Origin of the sequence: Malonomonas rubra, assembly GCF_003247215.1 — a bacterium.
Classification (GTDB): domain Bacteria; phylum Desulfobacterota; class Desulfuromonadia; order Desulfuromonadales; family Geopsychrobacteraceae; genus Malonomonas; species Malonomonas rubra_A.
Genome location: NZ_QKAP01000029.1, coordinates 1 through 3,214, shown reverse-complemented (window position 1 = coordinate 3,214; position 3,214 = coordinate 1). Strand labels below are relative to the sequence as shown.

Genomic DNA, 3,214 nt, shown 5'->3' with positions numbered 1-3,214 from the left:
CTCGCTTCGCTGGTGATGATTCTTGGTTACGGAATTATCGCCATTCCGACTGGGATCGTGACCGCGGAGCTGACCGTTTCCCAGCAGATTACGACGCAGAGCTGTCCGCAATGCAGCGCCGAAGGACACGCACCTGATGCAAACCACTGTAAATATTGTGGTACGAAGCTGAACCCCTGATGGTTATTCCGGGATCTGCTCCAACTCCTCCCAGCGCAGGTAGGTCTGTTCCAGTTCCGCTTCAATCACCGTCAACCGTTCCTGCATGCCAGCGATCTTCGCCCCGTCGCCTTGCTGGTAGAGGTTCGGATCGGCCATTGTTTCGTGCAATTCGGCCTGTTCGGTCTCCAGGGCATCGATCCGTTTCGGCAGCTCTTCCAGTTCCCGCTTTTCCTTGAAGCTGAGTTTGCGTGGCCGTCCCGTTTTCGGTTTTGGCTTGTTGGTGATGGGTTGAGCGCTTTTCTTCCGCTGCTGCTGCCAGTCAGCGTAGCCGCCGATGAACTCTTCGATAGTGCCGCTGCCGTCGAAGATTAGCGAGCTGGTGACCACGTTGTCGAGAAAGCTGCGGTCATGGCTGACTAGCAGCACGGTGCCCTGGTAGTCGAGCAGCAGCTCTTCGAGCAGATCTAGGGTTTCCATGTCGAGGTCGTTGGTTGGCTCGTCGAGGATCAGCAGGTTGGCCGGTCGGGTGAACAGCTTGGCCAACAGCAGACGGTTTTTTTCGCCACCGGAGAGCACCTTGACCGGCGTGCGGGCGCGATCGGGGGTAAAAAGGAAGTCCTGCAGGTAGCCGTAGATGTGGCGCGGTTTGCCGTTGATCAATACCTGATCGTGATCGCTGGAGAGGTTGTCCTTGACGCTCTTCTCTTCGTCGAGCTGATCGCGCAGTTGGTCGAAATAGGCGATCTGCAGGTTGGTGCCGTGACGTAAGGTTCCGGAGTTGGGCTGCAGCTCTTCGGTGAGGATTTTCAGCAGCGTCGATTTGCCGCTGCCGTTCGGCCCGATCAGTCCGATGCGGTCGCCGCGCATCACTCGCAATGAAAAGTTGTCGATTACCTGCTTGCCGTCCGGGAAGGAAAATTTCAGGTTTTCCGCTTCCAGCACCATCTGGCCGCTGCGTTGGCCGGTTTCCAGCTGCAGCTTGACGTTGCCGGTTCGTTCGCGGCGCTGGCGGCGTTCCTCGCGCATTTTCAGCAGATCGCGCACCCGGCCCATGTTGCGGGTCCGGCGCGCCTTGATCCCCTTGCGGATCCAGATCTCCTCTTCGGCCAGCTTCTGGTCAAAACGCGCCCACTCCTTCTCTTCGGCGTTGAGCACTTCCTCGCGCCGGTCGAGAAACTGGTCGTAGCTGCAGCGGTAATCCTGTAGCTTGCCGCGATCAACCTCGACGATGCGGGTTCCCAGTTTGCGGACAAAAGCGCGATCGTGGCTGATAAAGATCAGGGTCTTGCGCAGGCGCAGCAGAAAATCTTCCAGCCACTGAATGGCGGCGATATCGAGATGGTTGGTCGGTTCGTCGAGCAGCAGCAGGTCGGGATCGTGACTGAGAGCGTTGGCCAGCAGTACCCGCCGCTTGATGCCGCCGGAAAGGGTGTTGACTCCCGCTTCCGGGTCAAGTTCCAGCTGGCTGATCACCTGCGCCAGGCTGATGGCGTCCGGTGCCGATTGCTGCAGAAAGTTGCGTACCGTTCCCGACCAGTCGACGGGGAACTCCTGCGGCACCAGCGCTGTTTTCAGCCCCTGCTGGCGAATGATGTTTCCCTCGTCATGCGGCAGGGTGCCGTTGATGATTTGCAACAGGGTCGATTTGCCAGCCCCATTGCGGCCGAGCAGACAAATCCGGTCACCGCTTTTGATCTGCAACGAAGCATCTTCAAATAGTTTCGGGCCACCGAAGGCATGGGAAAGTTGCTGTAGAACAATCAGTGCCATAGGGTTTGTCGTAATTGGTGTTGGTGGGGCATCTTTGTCTGTACTCTGTGGCAAAGATTCCGCTTAGTTCAGTTCGTAGAGAACAAGGGCCGAGCGGGGAGCGTTGAGCACTCCTTTGTGTTTGAATTTCACTAGCATCAGCAGTTCTTTTTGGCCGTCATTGTCCGCATCCACATAGTTGAAATCGACGAGGTAGCCCTGTTGGGTCGTAGTTCGCCAGTTTTCTTCCAGGGCAAATCCGTTCCAAGTCATCGAGATTATCCGGCTGGCTTTGAACATGCGGAAGCGCTCCAGGGTGCGCCAACCTTCATTTTGGGGAATCAGCAATTGGCCTTTCTCAGTGGTAAGGATGCGAGGCTGAATGTAATAGAACTTGTTAAGAGGGTCTGAAGAATATTGGGGAGATTGTTCAAGAAAAATCTCACTGCCGCCAAAATAGTCCGCTGATTCCCAGAGCTCGGTTCCTTGATCGGTTCTGACTTTCAGATAATCGTCATCGGTAAGATACGTGTAGAGTCGACTGTTTTGTTCCCCGCCCAGCGAGGCAATGCTGAAAATGTTGATTTGATCCGGCAGCGAAAGTGGCTGGCCTGTTTCCAGCTTGTTCCCATTCCGAATAACCAGAAACGGTTTATCAGTAAAAGTACCTTCTTTGGAATCCCAACGTTGCCCGGCAAGGGTCTGATTCTGGTCACTCAGGCTGATAGTGCGTAGCAGCCAGGGGACGTTGCGAATGCTGATGTGCAATTCCCCATCGATCAGATCGACGACAAATGACTGGGGAAGATATTTGTCCACCGCGCTCAGGTAGAGTTCGCTCTTGCCGTCACCATTGAGGTCCGCACTGTCGATACCCAAAATTTTCAGATTCTTCGGCAGGTCAAGGGCAGCAAGTTGCGTGTACTCATGCTGATCGTTAAGCTGGGCAACAACTACCTCCCCCGCCAGAGCAATGGCGATTTCCAACTTTTGGTTACCGGTCAGGTCAGCAACGGTCAGGCCCAACGGCTCGCTGGTGATCTGCTGACTCATCCAGATGCCGGCATGCGGCTGATTCTGCTGGATACCGAGTCCGGGTTCGGGCATGTCGGTCTTCTTTGACGAACTGATCATGCCAATGAAATTATCTACGGCCTTCTGCAGGGGCTTCTTTTCCTGATCTGGTTCGAATCCGTCAGTTGCATAGTTGCTCAGAATAGGCCTCTGTGGAGCTTGCAGTTGGCCATCGACAACTTGGTACTTATGGAGCTGGGTGTCATTGGCGGTACTGACCTGCAGGGAG

General features: G+C 55.4%; 2 protein-coding genes and 1 pseudogene. 1 reads left to right on the top strand and 2 read right to left on the bottom strand.

Annotated features, from left to right (window positions below):
* Positions 1 to 180: pseudogene (locus Q7J88_RS03035) on the top strand (ion transporter); the annotation flags it as partial.
* Positions 181 to 183: 3 nt separating this feature from the next.
* On the opposite strand, the gene Q7J88_RS03030 reads toward Q7J88_RS03035, so the two are convergent.
* Both Q7J88_RS03030 and Q7J88_RS03025 read right to left on the bottom strand, forming a co-directional pair.
* Entirely contained in the window at positions 184 to 1,932 is a 1,749-nt protein-coding gene (locus tag Q7J88_RS03030; RefSeq protein ID WP_303720677.1) for an ATP-binding cassette domain-containing protein, read from the bottom strand.
* Between the two features lie 63 nt (positions 1,933 to 1,995).
* The coding region (locus Q7J88_RS03025; RefSeq protein WP_303720676.1) for a VCBS repeat-containing protein at positions 1,996 to 3,214 on the bottom strand (1,219 nt) is incomplete at its 5' end.